Here is a 19698-nt window from a genome sequence, read left to right as displayed (position 1 = left end):
ATATTTTAGTATATAAAGGGTAGGTTCTACTAGTCACAAAAAACAAATAGATAATTAGTCCTTTTTTATGCAATCCGAATTTTTGGAATAAAATCAGCAAAATTGTCTATAAGTTAGTAAAATTCTACTTAATTCGCTAAATATTTTATTGTGATTCAATCTTCCGTGCATTATTATTATGTATAAAAATGGGGTGATGTGATGGGGAAATCTAGGAGTATTGCATTAAAGCTATCTGCCCTAATTATAGGGTTATTTTTAGTGTTATTTATTACATATACTGTTATTACGGGTGTTATTTTAAAGACCCAAAGTGTTGAAGATGCAGAAAGTGCAACACTGAAAACTGCTGAATATTCGTCAGCAAAGATGAGCGAACGCTTTAAAAAAGCTAACACTACTTTACTCGCGACGAAACGTATAGTCGAGGGGATGGAGAACAAAGGCAAGCTTTCTGCAGAAGACATAATAGATATGATGGAAACTAACTTAGTTAATAACGAAGATTTACTTGGTGTAGGGGCTGTTTTTGAACAGAACTCCGTAAAGATAGATCCGACAATTCATGCTACTTTGGTGGATTCAAAAAATCGCTTTGTCCCTTACTTAAGTAAAGATGGGAGTAAAATAACAACTGCTTCACTTGAAGGCCTTGAAGATAAGAAAGTTTCTGAGTGGTATTGGATACCAAAAGAAGAAGGACGAGCAGTTCTAACGGAGCCCTATGATTATAATATAGATGGAAAAACAGTACGTATGACAACGATTTCTGTTCCATTAGTCGATTCTTCGGGGGTATTTTTTGGCACACTGACTGCTGATATATCTATTGATTATTTAAAGGGACTGACAGAGTCTGTAAAGCCAGATGGTGGTTATGCAGCTATTATTACTAATAAAGGCATTTTAACTGCAAATAGCTTTGGCGATACATTAGAAGGATTAAATATGCAGGATCATTTAGACTGGACAAGCATTAAACAAGCAATGGATAAGGGCGATCTAAAAAGTATGTATTTGGATTCCGACGAGCTTAAGGAAAATTCATTTAATGTTTTTGCTCCGATGAAATTAGACGGAATTAATGAAACTTGGACTGTACAATTAGTGCTACCAAAATCTAAAATCTTAGAAACCTATAATCATGTGCTTGTTTTTACCATCATAGCGTCGATTATTATGGTAGTTTTAATGACCGTCGCTAGTGCATTGTTTATCTATAAATTACTAAAGCCATTAAAGTTATTACGCAATTCGATTGAAAAGGCAGCAGATGGAGATTTAACTCAAAAAGTTGATGAGAAATATATTAAGCCTGATGAGATTGGTACTGTTGCTTTAGCTTATAATAATATGTTAGATCAAACGAATAGTGCCATTCAAACGGTACTGAATTCTACGACATTGCTCAATCAATCATCAAATCATGTTCATGAAACGTTTAATGAAATAGTGGCTTCAAGTCAAGAGGTCTCGGTAGCTATTAATGAAATTGCGCAGGGAGCATCGAAGCAATCTGAGGATACAGAAGAAACCAATTATCGAATGATTGATTTATCTGATCAAATTGATGCTATTACAACACTTTCGAATGAAATGGATGAGCTATCGGATAAAACGAAAGCAACTACAGACAAAGGAATGAAAGAAGTCGAAAGCTTACGTGAACGTAATTCAGAAACGAATGCAATGAATGAACGTATTCAACAGCAAATGGAGTCGTTGTCGTCAAATATTTCCAATATCAATCAGATTATAGCGTCTATTCAAGGTATTACCGAGCAAACGAATTTATTAGCCTTAAATGCAAGCATAGAGGCTGCTCGGGCTGGTGAACATGGTAAAGGTTTTGCAGTTGTCGCTGAAGAAGTACGGAAGCTAGCAGAGCAATCTAGAAATGAAACGGAGATCATTAAGAAAACGGTGGATAATATTCTTGAAAATTCTCAGCAAACAGTTGCTGTCATTACCTCAAACGCCGGCTTAATACAAGCACAAAATGAGTCTGTACAAGGCACAGAGATTGCATTTAAAGACAATAGTGAGCTTTCTAGTTCTATCGCAACATCAATTAGTGAGTTAATGAATAAACTTTCTCATATGCTAGACCATAAAAATCAAGCAATTATGGCGATCCAAAGTATTTCTGCTATTTCTGAGGAGACTGCTGCATCAGCAGAACAGGTAAGTGCATCTGCTATTGATCAACAAGCGGAACTACAAAAGGTTGCAGAATCCATCGATAATATGAATGAGATTTCAAAAGAATTGCAAGAGGTCGTTAATCGATTTAAGCTTGCTTAATAGCGTTTTCAGAAAGGCTGCTTCATATCTGAGGCAGTCTTTCCTTTTGTGATATTTCCTGATAACAGACATTGGATTAGTGTTGAGCATTTTTGGGAAAATGCCTTGTTAGGAGTGATGAGATAACGTTGAGGTGCATTGACCGAGCATAAAAACAGCACTACTATAGAAAAGGAAAGGGGGACATCGATATGATGTATCTCGGTATGATTTTCTTCCAAATAGTAGCTCCTATTTTAGTGCTTCTAGTACTTGGTGCAGTTTTACAAAAGAAATTTCGTTTTAATTTAAAGGCGTTATCTCAGCTTATTACATATTGCTTCATGCCAGCAGCTGTTTTTGTGAATTTATATGAAACGAGTATAGAGCTGTCAGTGCTTGGACAAGTTGCGTTATTTATTTTACTCTTTATCGGCAGTCAAATGGTGCTTAGCCATTTTATAGCAAAGGGACTTGGTTTAGTAAAAACAGAGGCTGCAGTGTTTAAAAATAGTGTTGTCCTTATTAATTCAGGCAACTATGGTATTCCGGTCGCGCAAATGATTTTCGTGACGCAGCCGATTGGAGTAGCGATTCAGGTCATTCTCGTGATATTTCAAAATATGACGACCTATACATACGGCTTATACAATTTAATTTCTTCAACAAAATCGGGCATGTCTATTGTGAAAGACTTCCTCAAAATGCCTATTATTCATGCGCTTATTATTGGTGTTGCAATGAATTATTTTAATATCACTATTCCACAGTTCATAAGAATTCCGGTAGATCATGTGGCAGATGGCTTTATCGCGGTGGCATTAATAACTTTAGGGGCACAACTATCACAGCTTGAAATCAAATCTATGTTCAATAAGATTGTATTCATTAGCTGTTTTACACGACTAGTCATAGGGCCAGCCATAGCATTACTTATCATTTTTACACTTGGCTTAGATGGTGTCGTGGCACAATCGCTTTTTATAGCTAGTTCGTTCCCAACATCCAGAAATAGTTCTAGTCTGGCATTAGAATATGACGTAGAATCGGCAACTGCTGCACAAACCGTGTTATTTTCAACGATTGTGAGCTGTATTACAGTGACGATTGTGATTTATGTAGCGGAGCTGTTGTTTACCTAACAAGTATAAGTTTATTAACAAAACGAGGGAATGAGTCACCCGTAGTTGATAAAAACTGAGATTGTTCTGATAAAACAAGATAATATTCCGATAAAATCTGAAATTGTTCCGATAAAATGAGATTTTGTTCCGATAATTCTTCAAAGACATATTTTCTCGAGGGCATCCGATGAGTCGCATCGCTTGCGCGCTCATGGTCTCATCTGGACGCTAACTCTTGATGATAAACCAAAAATAATCAAATGAAGCTTCCATCTCTTAGCAATATCTGCTACACTATCATCAAACTTAATAGTATTAACTAGGGGAGTCTGATGAGTCAGGCTGAGAGGGAAACGCTTAGAGGTTTCTTGACCCTTTGGACCTGATCTGGCTCATACCAGCGTGGGAAAGTTAACCATTATTGCACTCTATGTTATTTGCGATAACTATACCTTTACATTCTTAGCCGGATCCAAAATTTTTTTTGGATTCGGCTTTTGTTTTTGTTGGGGTGAGCTAGATTCGGTCCTTGTATAAAAATACGTAAAAGGGAGCGAATTAGTTTATGACAACAGTTACCGAAAAGAATATTACGATTATGTCAAATTTTGATGGAAGTAAAAAAGTTTATGTAGAAGGATCTCGACCAGATATTTTAGTGCCAATGCGCGAAATTGCTTTAAGTCCGACGACAGGAAGCTTTGGTGAAGAGGAAAATGCGCCAGTACGTGTTTATGACACGAGTGGCCCTTACACTGATCCTACGTATAAGGTGGATATTACGAAGGGATTGCCAGCTTTACGTAGGTCATGGATCAAAGAACGAGATGACGTTGAGGAATACGAAGGCCGTACTATCAAGCCAGAAGATAATGGATTCCGTAATGCTGAAGATCCACGAATTCAAGAAAATGTTTTCCCAGATTTATCTAGAAAGCCTTTGCGTGCGAAGAAAGGTAGAAATGTAACACAGCTTCACTATGCACGAAAGGGAATTATTACTCCAGAAATGGAATTTGTAGCAATTCGCGAAAATATGGATCCTGAATTTGTGCGCTCAGAGATCGCGGCAGGTCGTGCTATTTTGCCATCTAATATTAATCATCCTGAGGCTGAGCCAATGATTATTGGACGTAACTTCCACGTAAAAATTAACGCTAATATTGGAAATTCAGCGGTGTCATCCTCTATTGCAGAAGAGGTAGAGAAAATGACGTGGGCTACACGCTGGGGCGCTGATAACATTATGGATTTATCGACTGGTAAGCATATTCATACGACACGTGAATGGATTATCCGTAATGCCGCAGTGCCAGTAGGAACGGTGCCGATTTACCAAGCGCTAGAAAAAGTAAATGGTGTGGCAGAGGATTTAACGTGGGAAGTGTATCGTGATACGTTGATTGAGCAGGCCGAGCAAGGTGTTGATTACTTCACGATTCATGCAGGGGTACTGCTACGCTATGTGCCATTAACAGCTAATCGTGTAACAGGCATAGTGTCTCGTGGAGGCTCGATTATGGCACAGTGGTGTTTATTCCACCACCAAGAGAGCTTCTTATATACACATTTTGAAGAAATCTGTGAAATTATGAAAGCCTATGATGTTGCCTTCTCCTTAGGTGACGGTTTGCGTCCTGGTTCTATTGCAGATGCTAATGATGAAGCTCAATTTGCGGAGCTAGAAACGCTAGGGGAATTAACGCAAATTGCCTGGAAGCATGATGTACAGGTGATGGTTGAAGGACCAGGGCATGTACCAATGCATCTTATAAAAGAAAATATGGACAAGCAGTTAGAGCTGTGTAAGGAAGCTCCTTTCTATACCTTAGGGCCGCTGACAACAGATATTGCTCCTGGCTATGACCATATTACATCAGCCATTGGTGCTGCGATGATAGGGTGGTTTGGTACGGCAATGCTTTGCTATGTGACGCCTAAAGAGCATCTTGGCTTACCAAATCGTGAGGATGTTCGTGTAGGGGTTATTACGTATAAAATTGCTGCACACGCGGCTGATTTAGCGAAAGGGCATCCGGGAGCGCAGCAGCGAGATGATGCGCTATCTAAGGCACGCTTTGAATTCCGCTGGCGCGATCAATTCAACCTATCGCTGGATCCAGAGCGTGCAGTTGAATATCATGATGAAACATTGCCTGCAGAGGGAGCAAAAACTGCGCACTTCTGTTCAATGTGTGGACCTAAGTTTTGTAGTATGAGAATCTCACAGGATATTCGTACTTATGCAAAAGAAAAAGACTTAAATACGACTGAAGCAATCCACAAAGGTATGCAGGAGAAGGCGGAGGAATTTAAAAAGGCAGGCAGTCAAATTTATCAATAATTATCAGAGAGGGCTTGTGTCTATTAAATTAGGCACAAGCCTTTTTTGGGTCGTTAAGATAAAAAACTCCATGTGAAGTTGCTCTTCACATGGAGTAGAAAGTTGGATTTGGATATCAATAATCGTGGGAAATTAGACGTTAGTTGTTTGTTTTACGTATGGGTTTGAAAGGTCCATACCTTCTAATGAAAGACCCATAGCTTTTGCTACACCTTCACCATATGCTGGATCAGCTAAATAGCAATGAAGGATGTGACGACGTTTGATGAACTCTTCAACTGACGCCATATCGTTAGCTGTAGTTTCGAATAGGCGTTGTTGCTCTTCTGCAGTCATTAGAAGGAATAATTTACCTGGCTGCTCGAAGTAATTGTTGTCATCTTCACGGAAGTCGTGGATACCAGCATGACCGTCAATACGTAAGTCAGGTTCTTTATGGTCTAAATTATGCTCCCATTCGCCGTAGCTATTTGGTTCATAGCCCAAAGTTGAACCAAGGTTGCCATCGAAACGCATAGCACCATCGCGGTGGAATGAGCGGAATGGGCATTTTGGTGCGTTTACAGGAAGCGAGTGGTGGTTTACACCTAAGCGGTAGCGATGTGCATCAGCATATGCAAAGATACGACCTTGCAACATTTTGTCTGGAGAGAAGCTAATACCAGGAACAATGTTAGATGGTGCGAACGCTGCTTGCTCAACTTCTGCAAAGTAATTGTCTGGATTTTTGTTTAACTCGAATTCACCAACAGGAATTAGTGGGAAGTCTTTTTTATACCATACTTTTGTTAAGTCAAATGGGTTATATGGTAATTCACGAGCTTGTTCTTCTGTCATTACTTGAATGTACATCTTCCATTTAGGGAAGTCGCCTTTTTCGATTGACTCATATAGATCGCGTTGTGAAGATTCACGGTCTTTACCGATCAATTCCGCTGCCTCAGCGCCAGTTAAGTTTTGAATACTTTGCTCCGTACGGAAGTGGAATTTAACCCATACGCGCTCGTTTTCAGCATTAATGAAGCTATAAGTGTGAGAACCGAAACCATGCATATGGCGGTAGCCAGCTGGGATACCACGGTCAGACATAACTATTGTTACTTGGTGAAGTGCCTCTGGTAATAAAGTCCAGAAATCCCAGTTTGAATTTGCGTTTTTCATATTTGTACGTGGATCACGTTTTACCACGTGGTTTAAATCTGTAAAGTGTAATGGATCACGGAAGAAGAAGACAGGTGTATTATTACCAACTAAATCCCAGTTACCCTCTTCTGTATAGAATTTTAGCGCGAATCCACGAATATCACGCTCAGCATCTGCTGCACCGCGCTCACCCGCAACAGTTGAGAAGCGTGCGAACATTTCTGTTTTTTTCCCAACCTCTGAGAAGATTTTAGCTTTTGTATATTTAGTAATATCATGAGTTACAGTGAAAGTACCGAATGCACCTGAGCCTTTAGCGTGCATACGACGTTCAGGAATCACTTCACGGTTGAAGTTTGCTAATTTTTCAACTAACCATACATCTTGAAGTAATAGAGGACCACGAGGACCTGCTGACATTGAGTCATGGTTGCTTACTACGGGTGCACCACCTGCTGTTGTGAAGCGGCGGCTACGATCATTTGCGTTTGTCATATTAGTTTACCTCCTGAAGAAAAGATGAGAGTTGAACTCTTCATGAATTACTATAACAAATATAAAATAGAATTGCTAGTAAATTATAATGATTATTGTTAAAGAATTTTTACATTAAGATATAAACTATAAACATATGCAAGGTTTAAAGAGTTTATGAATAGTTTCTATATCGAATTTAGCTTTTTTAAACATTATTCGAGAATTATTTGAAAATGAGTTATAGAGAAGAGATAGCTCGAAATTAAAAGTGAATTCTTTTGTTTATCTATTCTTATTGAAAATAGGATGTGATAATTGAAAAAATGTTGATTTTAAAGGCTCATTATCAAAGGATGAGGATTACATTTGTTGGAACTTATTCCGTGTATCTAAGTAGATTGAAGTGAAGGCTGGACGACTCATTGGGAATCAGCGTTCCCAATGAGACCTTTTTCACCAAGCGGAGTTGGAACTGAAATAAACTTCGCGTTATGGTGAGGAGCCTTTTTAAGCTTTACGATATCGATTAGGAGTAATCCCAATTTGCTGTTTAAAAATTTTAATGAAATAATTCGCATCATCAAAACCATTTAAATATGCAATTTCACTAATTGCAAAATCTGTTTCTACAAGCATTTTTGTGGCATTATGAATTCGGACCTGCTGTAAGTAGCGCTTAAATGGCAAACCTTGTTTCTTTGGAAAAATTGTACTTAAATAATTGGGGCTAATCCCTAATTTATGGGCAACGAAAGGTAAAGATAACCCGCTATCCTGAAATTGTTGATCGATAATTTCTATGGCCAGTTCTACATAGTCAGCTCGTTTTTCCATTCGCGCCTCACGAGCCAATTCAATAAGTCTTTGTGTAAATGATATGATGCCATTTAAAATGGTGTAAAATATAGGATGCTCAATAATTAAATGAAAAAGCTGACGATAATTTTGCTCAATTGAAGCTTTCTCATGTAATTTATACTTCAGCATAAAGCGTCGAATTTGCGCCAAAACACTCGTTAGATGAATACGTAAGTCATCTTGCTCGTAATAAATTCCTTCATTAGATAGTCGATATAAAAATGCTTTAACGGCTTCAATATTCCCGTCCTCTAAACTACTTATTAGTAATTGTTGCTCTTCGGGTGTTAACAAAGGATCGAAGGGCTGTGTCTCTAATTGTTTACTCGCATAAAAAATGTGTCCATAGCCTTCGTAAAAGCTTTGATGAAGTGTACGCTTCGTTAAGGTATACATATTCTTCATGGTAGTAGGTTCCCCATCGTAAATCCCAATATTTAAAGAGCTATTATTTGTTAATCGCCATTCCTTCATTAATGTACGAACATCCTTCTCGACGATTTTTAAATCGTCTGTTTGGAATAAGCAGACAATTCTATCGGACAAAGGATAAATCTTCATATGATAATAAATAGGAGTTTGCTGAAGCCAGTTGTATAGTTTGTTAAACATTTCGGAATGCTCAGGCTCGATCATTGTGAAATGTATATTTGTCTCTAAGGAACTTGTTTTACTATCTAAAAATAGTTGATAGTAAAAGGATTCATCTGTAGCTTCTTGATACACTGCCTCTACCTTTGGTGTTCGAAGGGAAATGGCAGTGAGCTTTTGCTTTAATACTTCTAAATCAATTGGTTTAACGAAAAGATGTGCAACCTGCAAATCGATTGCTTTCAATGCATTTTTAAATAACGGCTCTGTCGTCATAGCTAAAATAGTCCCTGAATGTTTTTGTAAAACACGATAAAGTGCAGTTAAACGATTATTTGAGAATAAATCGATATTCAGCAGTATCACCTCGGGCTCGAATTGTTGGATACTTTGAAGTGCCTCATTAACAGTGGTACTTATTTCAATGGTTACATCCCCAGGAAAATATGTATGTAAAAACCACCGAATACCTGAAAGATCAGTGGGATCTCTGTCAATTAATAACAATCTCATAACGATCAACCTTCCTTAAAATTATCTAGTTTCTTAAAAAAATACTATTATATTATTAAAATAACAAAAAATCTGAAATAATTCATGTTTTCTCTTTTAAAATTCTCTATTTTCTGAAAAAGCAAATTTGTACAATGTAATTAGAGTAATTGCTACTTATCTTCTTTTGGCAAATCACTTCTGCGCGAAAGCGAAGCGGTAGTAATATTGTATTCTAAGCATTTTTTTCATAGCTTTAAAGGGAACAGGGGGATGTCATATGAAATCTATCATCGAGCTCGATGGCAAGACATTAACAAGACAGCAAATAGAGGAAATTGTAAACGGTCGTGCTACAGTAGCGCTATCTGAAGACAGTGTGGAGCGTATACGTTTAAGTAGGGAACGAATTGAAAAACGTTTAGCTGAAGGGCAAACGATATATGGTGTGAATACAGGCTTTGGAAAGCTAAGCAATATAAAGATTGAAGAAGAAGACATTGAGCTTTTACAGTTGAATTTATTGCGCTCAGATGCAACAGGTGTTGGTGAACCGTTCCCGACGGATGTTGTACGTGCAATGATGGTTTTACGTGCCAATGCTTTAGCGCGTGGTTTTTCAGGAATTCGTCTGGAAACAGTGCAGCTGCTATTAGACTTTATAAATAAGGGAGTACATCCAATTGTACCGTCTCAAGGTTCAGTTGGAGCAAGTGGAGATTTAGCGCCATTATCACATTTGGCTTTAGTGCTAGTGGGTGAAGGTAAGGCTGAGTTTAATGGAGAGATTGTCAGTGGCGGTACTGCTTTACAGCAAGCTGGGCTAGCACCTGTCCGACTACAAGCTAAGGAAGGACTAGCGCTTGTAAATGGTACACAAGCAATGACAGGTATCGGAGTTTTAACAGTGAACGAGGCAGAGCGTATTGGGCTAGCGGCAGATATGGCAGCGAGTTTAACACTTGAGGCACTGAAGGGTATTACTTCAGCATTTGACCCAGCGCTTTTGGCGGTAAGACCACATCCGGAATTAGAGCTTGTTGGTGGACGAATCCGTAAGTGGCTTGAAGGAAGTAAACGTGTGACAAAGCAAGGTGAAATCCGTATGCAGGATGCCTATTCACTACGTTGCATTCCGCAAGTGCATGGTGCTTCATGGCAGTCATTTTTCTATGCGGAGGACCGCGTGCAAACTGAAATGAATGCAACGACAGATAATCCGATAGTTTTAGAAAATGGAGAAGTATTGTCCGGTGGGCATTTCCACGGTCAACCAATTGCATTAGCAATGGACTTTTTAAAAGTCGGTGTAAGTGAGTGGGCTAATATTTCAGAGCGACGTACGGAGCGAATGGTTAATCCGCAACTTAATGAAGGTTTACCACCATTTTTAGCGACAAATCCTGGTATTGAATGTGGGCTAATGATTGCTCAATATACAGCAGCCTCTATCGTATCTGAAAACAAAGTATTGGCACATCCTTCAAGCGTGGATTCGATACCTACATCAGGTAACCAAGAGGATCATGTGAGCATGGGTACAACATCAGCTAGACAAGTACGTCAAATTGTACGTAATGCCGCTCATGTCATTGCGATAGAAATGATTTGTGCATCGCAGGCTATCCATTTAGACAAGGCGGAAGAGCAGTTATCTCCAACAACGCGAAAGTTTTTAGAAAAAGTACGTGAATTCTGTCCGCCACTGTTAGCAGATCAACCAATCGGCGATGAAATTGAAGCGCTTTCACGGTATTTATTAACGAGTGATGTTCTATTAAATGAGTATATATAGTTAAGGCGATAACTTCCTAGAGAAAATCCAAAAAATCCTTCAACTTGTTCGGATGAAATGGGGGATCTCTTTCAGAAAGAGCACTTGCATGGGGGGATAGGATGGAATTTCAACATCAAGAGCTGAGGCAAGACTCGGATTTTCGAGTCTCCTCCGCTTTAAAGATGATTATCTGTAGTTTAGTCGGAATATTTAGTTTTTTCATCTCATTTGAATGGCAAGGTAAGAGTACGATTTTAATTGATCACATTGTGAACTTTATTCGCGCCGAAGCACCACTGTTTGTAACTGCATATGTACTCATAATGCTTGTAGGTGGAGCGATTCATCCATTCCTTACTAAGAAATGGAATAAATCGATAGTCAATATTGTAATGTCAATCTTTAAAGTAGGCGGTATGATCGCGGGGATATTGTTAATTTTCAATATAGGTCCTGCATGGTTAGCGGATGAAAGTATCGGCCCGTATTTACTGGAGAAGCTTGTTAAACCAGTGGGAATTCTAATTCCAATCGGATCTTTGTTTTTAGCACTTTTAGTAAGCTATGGATTGCTTGAATACATCGGTGTTTTAACACAGCCGTTTATGAAACCTATTTTTAAAACACCAGGACGGTCAGCAGTGGATGCAGTAGCATCATTTGTCGGTAGTTATTCGGTTGGATTACTTTTAACGAACCGTGTTTATATGGAAGGTCGCTACACAGCGAAGGAAGCCGCAATTATTGCAACAGGTTTCTCGACTGTTTCTGCAACGTTTATGGTGGTCATTGCAAGTACCCTTGATATTATGCAGCATTGGAATGCGTCTGGGTGTCACTCGTTGTGACATTTGTGGTCACTGCGTTAACAGCGCGTATTTATCCACTTCGTTCGATGAAGGATGAATACTACGAGGGAACGACCCCGATGCCAGAAAAGATTGTTCAGAAGGATCGTTTTAAAGAAGCGTGGCGTCAAGCGATGGATGCTGTTGAGCAAAATCCACCTTTATCTAAAATTTTATGGATGAATTTAAAGGATGGTTTTATCATGGCGATGGGTGTTATTCCGTCGATTCTATCAATTGGTCTGTTAGGGCTTGTACTTGCAACATATACACCAATTTTTGATTGGCTTGCGTATATTTTTGTGCCATTCACATATGTATTACAAGTTCCAGAACCATATTTAGCAGCGAAAGCACTGTCATTATCGTTAGCAGAAGTATTTTTGCCAGCACTTGTTGTCACACAAGCAACACTTGTGACGAAATTTATTGTGGCGGTCGTATCAATATCGGCAATTTTGTTCTTTTCAGCCGTTATTCCACTTATTTTATCATCTGAAATTCCATTGACATTGCGCCAAATTTTACTCATTTGGTTTGAGCGTGTCGTATTAACTCTAATCATCGTAACACCAATAGCATTTTTATTATTTTAAAGGAGCGTGTTTTTAATGGTAGTTAAAACAAATATTCGTGCACCACGTGGAAAAGAATTAACATGTAAGGGATGGACACAGGAAGCTGCAATGCGTATGTTAATGAACAATTTAGATCCTGAAGTAGCAGAAAATCCAGATGAACTAATCGTTTATGGTGGAATTGGGAAAGCAGCACGTAATTGGGAGAGTTATGAGCAAATTATTGCGTCATTAAAAGAGTTAGAGAATGATGAAACACTTCTTATTCAATCAGGAAAACCGGTAGCTGTATTCCGTACACATGAACATGCACCACGTGTATTAATTGCAAATTCTAATTTAGTACCAGCGTGGGCGAATTGGGAGCATTTTTATGAGCTAGAGGACCGCGATTTAATGATGTACGGTCAAATGACGGCTGGTAGTTGGATTTATATTGGCGCACAAGGGATTTTACAAGGAACGTATTTATCGTTTGTAGAGGCAGGGAAAAAGGTATTTGGTACAGCTGATTTACGCGGCAAATTCATCCTTACAGGTGGTATGGGTGGTATGAGTGGTGCACAGCCTTTAGCTGGGAAAATGGCTGGCGCTGTCATTTTAGTAGTCGAAGTGGATCGCGCTCGAATTGAACGTAAAATAAAAGAGGGCTACTGCGACTATCTTGTGGAGACGGTAGATGAAGCTATTGAATTAGTTAATAAACTACGTGACCAAAAAGAGCCTGCATCGATTGGTCTTGTTGGCAACTGTGCAGACATTAATCGTGAGCTATTGAACAGAGGAATTATCCCTGATTTTGTCACTGACCAAACATCTGCCCACGATCCAATAAATGGCTATGTTCCAAATGGCATGACGTTTGAGGAAGCGCTTAAACTGCGTAAAAATGATGTAAAAACGTATGAGCGAAGAGCAAAAGAGACAATGGCTGAGCATGTTCGTACAATGCTTGAATTCCAACAGGCGGGTGCGGAAGTATTTGATTATGGTAATAATATTCGTGCTTATGCTAAAGAGATGGGTGTAACAAATGCATTTGACTTCCCTGGCTTTGTTCCTGCGTACATTCGTCCATTATTCTGTGAGGGTAAAGGGCCATTCCGTTGGGCTGCGCTTTCTGGTGATCCTGAGGATATTTATAAAACAGATGCACTTGCAAAAGAAATGTTTGCTGAAGATGAAGGTCTTGTGAATTGGATTGATATGGCGCAAAAAATGGTGAAATGGCAAGGATTACCTGCGCGTATTTGCTGGTTAGGCTATGGTGATCGTCATCGTTTTGCATTGAAGGTTAATGAAATGGTTGCCAATGGTGAGCTATCAGGACCGATTGTTTTTGGTCGAGATCATCTAGACTCAGGCTCAGTTGCATCGCCAAATCGTGAAACAGAGGGCATGCTTGATGGCTCTGACGCAGTATCAGACTGGCCAATTCTAAATGCACTTGTCAATACAGCAAGTGGTGCAAGTTGGGTAAGTGTTCATCACGGTGGTGGTGTAGGTATGGGTTACTCTCAGCATGCTGGTCAAGTGCTAGTAGCGGATGGTTCTGAGCTAGCTGCAGAGAAGATTGCGCGAGTGTTAGTTTCGGATCCAGGAATGGGTGTTGTGCGTCACGCAGATGCTGGCTATGAAATTGCCATTAATACAGCAAAGAACAAAGGTGTGCATATCCCAATGTTAAAGGATGATGCTAAGTGACAATTTTAATTAAAAACGCCAATGAAGTGATCACGTTAAAAAGTGCCGTACAAGGTCCTCGTACGAAGGGACAAATGGGTGACATTGCAGTAGTGGAAAACGGCAGTGTTTTAATGGAGGGAAATAGCATTATAGCAGTAGGTTCAATTGCACAGCTAGAAGCGGATTTCCCTGATCTTGTAAAGGTGGCTGAGGTCATTGACGCCTCAGGTAAGATTGTTATGCCGGGTCTCGTCGATTGTCATACGCATTTAGTTCATGGAGGTACACGTGAGCAGGAGTTTAATATGCGACTCAATGGTGCCACATACATGGAAATTATGAATGCGGGTGGTGGTATTCATGCCACGACAAAGTGGACACGAGAAACTAGCTTTGATGATTTATATAGAAAAACTATGAATCATTTAGATGTGTTTTTAAAGCATGGTGTCACAACGGTTGAAGCAAAATCAGGCTATGGTTTAGATTGGGAAACTGAAAAGAAACAGCTTGAGGTAGCTAAGGAATTACAAGCTACACATGACATTGATGTCGTTAGTACCTTTATGGGGGCGCATGCGGTGCCGCGTGACTATAAGGGGCGTGAGGATGAATTTGTCGATGTAGTCATTCATGACATGCTGCCGAAAGTAGCGGAGTTAAAGCTTGCGGAATTTAATGATGTGTTTTGTGAAAAAGGGGTATTTACTCCAGAGCAATCACGACGCATTTTAGAGGCTGGGAAAGCGTTGGGGCTAACACCGAAAATTCATGCAGATGAAATTGAGCCTTATAAGGGAGCGGAGCTTGCTGCGGAAGTAGGGGCAATTTCAGCGGAGCATTTACTAGTTGCTTCTGATGAGGGTATAGAAAAAATGGCGGAAGCTGGCACGATTGCGGTGCTGCTACCTGGAACAGCATTCTTCTTACGTGCTCCATTTGCAAGGGGACGCCTAATGATTGATGAAGGGGTACCTGTAGCTATATCAACTGATTTTAACCCTGGCTCATCCCCAACGATGAGTCTGCCATTTATCATGAATTTGGCTTGTATGCATATGGGCATGACATTGGAGGAAGTGTTAACAGCGACAACCATTAATGCAGCATATGCACTTAACCGTGGACATCAAATTGGCTCCCTTGAAGCAGGCAAACAAGCTGACGTCATTATATTGGATGTTGCCAATTACAAGCAGTTACAATATTTCTATGGCATGAATCATACGAATACTGTAATTAAAAATGGACGAGTTGTTGTACAGGACGGTATTCTTTTGAAAAATCAACTTGTGAATTAAATAATACGAAAGGCATAAATAAGGCAGAGATGCTTTATTTATGCTTTTTTAATTTGATTCAGCGGGTTTGGGCACCCGCTGAATTATCTTGCATTTGACTACGAAAATCCACAAGAGGAAGAGCGCTTGAAAATGTTCCGCTCGGTTCATACTTATATCAGCAAATTTGTAATAAATTTTACAGCAAAAGATTTACATCAAGACATTGTAGTAAATGGGTCTATTCTTTACAAGAAATCAACACTTCAGGAAATTCGAGTATATGTAGAAGAAAATTTGCATCTACTATGGAGTGAGTACAAACGAACGATGAATCCAGAAGAGTATCCAGTCTATTTAAGTCAAGCATGCTGGGATAACGAAATGACAAGAAATAAAGAAATTAAAGGAAAAGTCACGAAGATGATGAATGGTCATAGGGAAGAGGAGTGGAGGGATAGATAATGACGAAAATAGGAATTTACGGATCATCCTTTGATCCAATTACAAATGTTCATCTGTGGACCGCAAGCACAGTCGCACATCGTTGCAAATTAGATAAAGTAATTTTTTTACCTTGCTCAAATAAACGAAAGGACAAGGAGATAAAAACAGAGAATACTCATCGATGGAATATGCTACAGCTGGCTATTGCAAAGGATGAGCGCTTTATTGCTGATTCATACGAAATGGGGCAAGAAGGCTGGAACATTTACACATATGATACGATGAAATATTTTAGAGAACAACTTCCGAATGATGAAATTCATTTTATTATGGGAGCTGACTTATTAGTTGATATTGGGGCAGGAAAGTGGAAAAAAGGAGAAGCGTTAGTAGCTGAGAATAAATTTATTATAATGGCAAGGCATGGGGTAGATATGTTATCAACGATCAGTCACTCTCCAATTTTAAGAAATCATGATGATGGAAGATTCCATTTAATTGACAAAGGCTTAGCGATGGAAATTAGCTCTACCTATATTCGAGAAGAATTCGCAATGGGTGGTGAACCAAAATATCTACTGCCTGACGCTTGCTATGACTATATTAAAGAGCATAACCTTTATCAAAAATAATCTAGTATGGCCGATACATGATAGTAGAGTGCGGAGTAATACCACGCATTTTTAGACTATAGGCAATAGCTATTTGTTGTAAAAAGCTGTTTGGTAATTTAATCGGCAGATCCGTCATGTTTCGTATTGTGAGGAGCATTGAAATTATCTCGTTTTCCGCTATGGTGAGGTTTACCTTGAATGAAAGTTAACTAAACATATCCCATCCTAATTTAGGCTGGATTTTAAATGTTTTAATCATCGCTATACTCTTTTGATTCAAACTGCCTACTTATACTAACGATGAGGAGCTATGTGTTCTTTTTGGAAAAGTTGGGGGTGTAGGTCAATGCCATACTTATTTTTATTGGGATTATCATCAAAAGTGGGGAAAACATTTGTTAAAACGTATACTAATTATATAAGTCGATTGGAGTGGAGGCTGGGTGACTCCTTGGCAATTAGCGTCAGGGGAACGAAGGCTAAAGTCATCACGTCCTGTGATAACGCCTTCGTGACCAACATCCTGTTGCCCCAAGCGGCTCATCGGACGCCCCCAGGAAGCTTTGCTCTGTGCGAAAACGAAGCGACAGCGATAAAAGCACCCAGCCGGAACGGAAATCAACCTCGCACTATGGTGATGAATCTTTTATTTCGAAAAGATGGTGAACTTTCCTATATATCGTTTTGGGTAAGATATAATAAATCTAAATGATATAAACGTGCAAGGTGCTACAATACAAAAGGTTTTGTATATCACCTAGCACAATGATTAATGTTAGAAAGGAATTCTTAGAAGTGCAGCTTACATTAACATTTCTTATTTTAGGAGCAACAATTTTTGCATTTGTGACGAATAAAGTACGAGCAGATCTCATTGCGATTGTGTCACTTCTTGCTTTTGTCATTACAGATATTTTAACGCCAACAGAGGCGCTTGCTGGTTTTTCGAACTCTGTAGTTTTAATGATTGCGGGGCTATTTGTTGTGGGCGCAGGAATTTTGCGCACTGGACTTGCTGGGGTGGCAGGGCGATTATTGTTGAAATGGTCAGGTGATAGTGAGCGGAAGTTATTTGTGTTATTGCTCATTATTGTAGGGTCGGTAGGTGCCTTTATGAGTAATACAGGTACTGTCGCTTTAATGATGCCGATCGTAGTTAGTATTGCTATTAGTATGAAGGAAAGTCCATCAAAATTTTTACTACCCCTTTCTTATGTTGCGAGTCTTTCTGGACTTATGACATTAATTGCTTCACCGACAAATTTAATCGTCAGTCAGTTATTAGTAGATCGCGGCTATAATAAGCTAGGATTTTTCGAAGTGACACCCATTGGTATTGTAGGAATGATAGTTGGTATTATTTATTTAGTGCTGGTGCGCAATACTCTTTTACCAAATGAAAAAAATCGTACACAAACAAATGCTGACTATAAACTATCTCCCAAAAAAATTATTAAACAATATGATTTAAATAATCGTTTGTTTAAAGTATTTGTGCCAGAGGATTCGTCTATTATTGATGCAACATTAGCAGAATTAAAGCTTCCGGCCAAATATATGCTCTGTATGATGAAAATTCACCGACGATCACAAGAAGGCATTAATTTTTTACCGATGACATATCAGGAAATGGCAGGTCCGACAAGTGTGATACATGCCAAAGATGAATTGTATGTCCAAGGTGAGGAAGAGAATATTCGTCATTTTGCCTCAGATTATAGTCTAGAGATGCAGGAACTTGCTGAAGGAGAAGCTGATGAATTGGTGTCGAAGCATCTTGGTATTGCTGAAGTATTATTAACGCCAAATTCTAGCTTTATTAATAAGACTGTTAGCACCCTAGGCTTTCGAGAGAAATATAATCTTAATATAATTGGCATTAATCGTAGAGGCGGCTATAAGCTTCAAGATATGGTGACGCATAAATTGAAATTTGGGGATGCCATTTTAGTGCAAGGAGCATGGGATGAAATTCTATTACTTGCACGAGAAACGCAGGATGTCGTTGTTGTGGGTCAACCGAAGGAGCATGCGAGTGTCGCGGCAGCAACGGGTAAAGCAGGTATTGCTGGTGTCATTATGCTTTTAATGATTATGTTAATGGCTTTTGAAATTTTTCCTGCTGTTATTTCCGTTATGATTGGTGCTGTATTGATGATTTTAACAGGCTGTTTACGTAATATGGAAGATGCATACAGTAACATGAATTTTGAAAGTATTGTGCTTGTAGCTGCAATGCTTCCGATGGCGACTGCGTTGGAGAAAACAGGTGGTATGGTCATTTTATCCGATGGTATTATTAACGCGCTCGGAGGTTATGGACCTTATGGAGTACTGATTGGTGTATATATTTTAACAGTGATTTTCGGACAATTTATTAGTAATACGGCGACTGCTGTATTGTTCGCGCCGATTGCTATGAATGCCGCGATTGCAATGGATGCAAGTCCAACGACATTTATGATTGCTGTTGCTGTAGCGGCAAGTATGGCGTTTGTCACACCAATTGCTTCTCCAACAAATGCGCTTGTGATGACAGCAGGTGGTTATAAATTTATGGACTTTGTGAAGATTGGAATTCCACTACAGATTATTATGTTTATTGCTATGATGCTAGCAATTCCATTTTTCTTTCCATTTTAAAAACTCGGTTTCTATACCGAGTTTTTTTTGTTAAATTTTTTGTGAAGTATACTAATTTTTTATTTAAGGTTATGATAAAATTCAATTTTAGATAGCTATAGAAGTTAAATTAACTTGAGATGAATAATCTAATTTTAATTTTTTTTCGTAGCTATATAAATAGGAAGTTTTTCGATAAAATGAAAAAGGTATAAATTTTTTCGGAAAAAGTGTTGACCTTTTTAAAATATGCGTGTAATATTATACGAGTCGCTAAGATAACTAGTGAAAAACAATTAAATTAAATAAATTAGTTGTTGACATCTAGTAAACGACGTGATATTATATAAGAGTTGCTGCTAAAGAAGTGGTAACGAAATGAACCTTGAAAACTGAACAAGCAAAACGTAATCAATAAAGTTTTTAGTTGCTGACCTTGAGTTAGTGAACGAAACAAAATTTTGGACATCAAACATGATGCCAGCAAAACAATTTGAGCTAATCAAATTTCTTTTTATGGAGAGTTTGATCCTG

General features: G+C 38.8%; 11 protein-coding genes, 1 pseudogene and 1 riboswitch. Of the genes and pseudogenes, 10 read left to right on the top strand and 2 right to left on the bottom strand.

Annotated elements, in window-relative coordinates; genetic code table 11:
* Positions 1 to 201: 201 nt before the first annotated feature.
* The 3 genes from ACQKMV_RS15235 to thiC all read left to right on the top strand — a co-directional run bounded on the left by ACQKMV_RS15235 (position 202) and on the right by thiC (position 5751).
* A complete protein-coding gene (locus ACQKMV_RS15235) occupies positions 202 to 2304 on the top strand; it encodes a methyl-accepting chemotaxis protein (protein WP_427504967.1) in 2103 nt (700 codons plus the stop codon).
* Positions 2305 to 2495: 191 nt separating this feature from the next.
* Positions 2496 to 3425: an AEC family transporter gene (locus ACQKMV_RS15230; protein ID WP_427504965.1), complete on the top strand. Its 930-nt coding sequence runs from the start codon at positions 2496 to 2498 to the stop codon at positions 3423 to 3425.
* A 293-nt stretch (positions 3426 to 3718) separates the two neighbouring features.
* Positions 3719 to 3833: riboswitch (TPP riboswitch) on the top strand.
* Positions 3834 to 3972: 139 nt separating this feature from the next.
* Positions 3973 to 5751, top strand: coding sequence for a phosphomethylpyrimidine synthase ThiC (gene thiC / locus ACQKMV_RS15225; protein ID WP_427504964.1), 1779 nt, complete (start codon positions 3973 to 3975; stop codon positions 5749 to 5751).
* A gap of 132 nt (positions 5752 to 5883) precedes the next feature.
* Here the strand turns inward: thiC and ACQKMV_RS15220 are convergent, their stop codons facing one another.
* Positions 5884 to 7389 (bottom strand): catalase, encoded by a 1506-nt coding sequence (locus ACQKMV_RS15220; RefSeq protein WP_427504963.1) that lies wholly within the window; start codon positions 7387 to 7389, stop codon positions 5884 to 5886.
* Positions 7390 to 7878: 489 nt separating this feature from the next.
* On the bottom strand, positions 7879 to 9333 hold the full coding sequence (locus ACQKMV_RS15215) for a helix-turn-helix domain-containing protein (RefSeq protein ID WP_427504961.1): 1455 nt from the start codon (positions 9331 to 9333) through the stop codon (positions 7879 to 7881).
* Between the two features lie 259 nt (positions 9334 to 9592).
* Between ACQKMV_RS15215 and hutH the strand changes: the two genes are divergently transcribed.
* The 7 genes and pseudogenes from hutH (at position 9593) to ACQKMV_RS15180 (ending at position 19185) form a co-directional block, all read left to right on the top strand.
* Positions 9593 to 11107: a histidine ammonia-lyase gene (gene hutH, locus ACQKMV_RS15210; RefSeq protein ID WP_427504960.1), complete on the top strand. Its 1515-nt coding sequence runs from the start codon at positions 9593 to 9595 to the stop codon at positions 11105 to 11107.
* 101 nt (positions 11108 to 11208) lie between these two features.
* A pseudogene (locus ACQKMV_RS15205) lies at positions 11209 to 12533 on the top strand (YjiH family protein).
* Positions 12534 to 12548: 15 nt separating this feature from the next.
* On the top strand, positions 12549 to 14219 hold the full coding sequence (gene hutU, locus ACQKMV_RS15200) for a urocanate hydratase (protein ID WP_427504959.1): 1671 nt from the start codon (positions 12549 to 12551) through the stop codon (positions 14217 to 14219).
* Complete coding sequence (hutI, locus tag ACQKMV_RS15195; protein WP_427504958.1) at positions 14216 to 15502, top strand: imidazolonepropionase; 1287 nt, start codon at positions 14216 to 14218, stop codon at positions 15500 to 15502. Before hutU ends, hutI begins: the two co-directional genes overlap by 4 nt.
* Positions 15503 to 15580: 78 nt before the next feature.
* Positions 15581 to 15946, top strand: coding sequence for a hypothetical protein (locus ACQKMV_RS15190; RefSeq protein WP_427505094.1), 366 nt, complete (start codon positions 15581 to 15583; stop codon positions 15944 to 15946).
* Entirely contained in the window at positions 15946 to 16560 is a 615-nt protein-coding gene (nadD, locus tag ACQKMV_RS15185; RefSeq protein ID WP_427504957.1) for a nicotinate-nucleotide adenylyltransferase, read from the top strand. The genes ACQKMV_RS15190 and nadD overlap by 1 nt, the downstream gene beginning before the upstream one ends.
* 747 nt (positions 16561 to 17307) lie before the next feature.
* Positions 17308 to 19185, top strand: a complete 1878-nt coding sequence (locus ACQKMV_RS15180; RefSeq protein WP_427504956.1) for an SLC13 family permease — start codon at positions 17308 to 17310, stop codon at positions 19183 to 19185.
* Positions 19186 to 19698: the final 513 nt, after the last annotated feature.

The sequence above is a fragment of the Lysinibacillus sp. NPDC094403 genome (assembly GCF_050278745.1).
In the GTDB taxonomy this organism is placed as follows: Bacteria; Bacillota; Bacilli; order Bacillales_A; family Planococcaceae; genus Lysinibacillus.
This window is presented reverse-complemented; position numbering and strand designations above follow the sequence as displayed.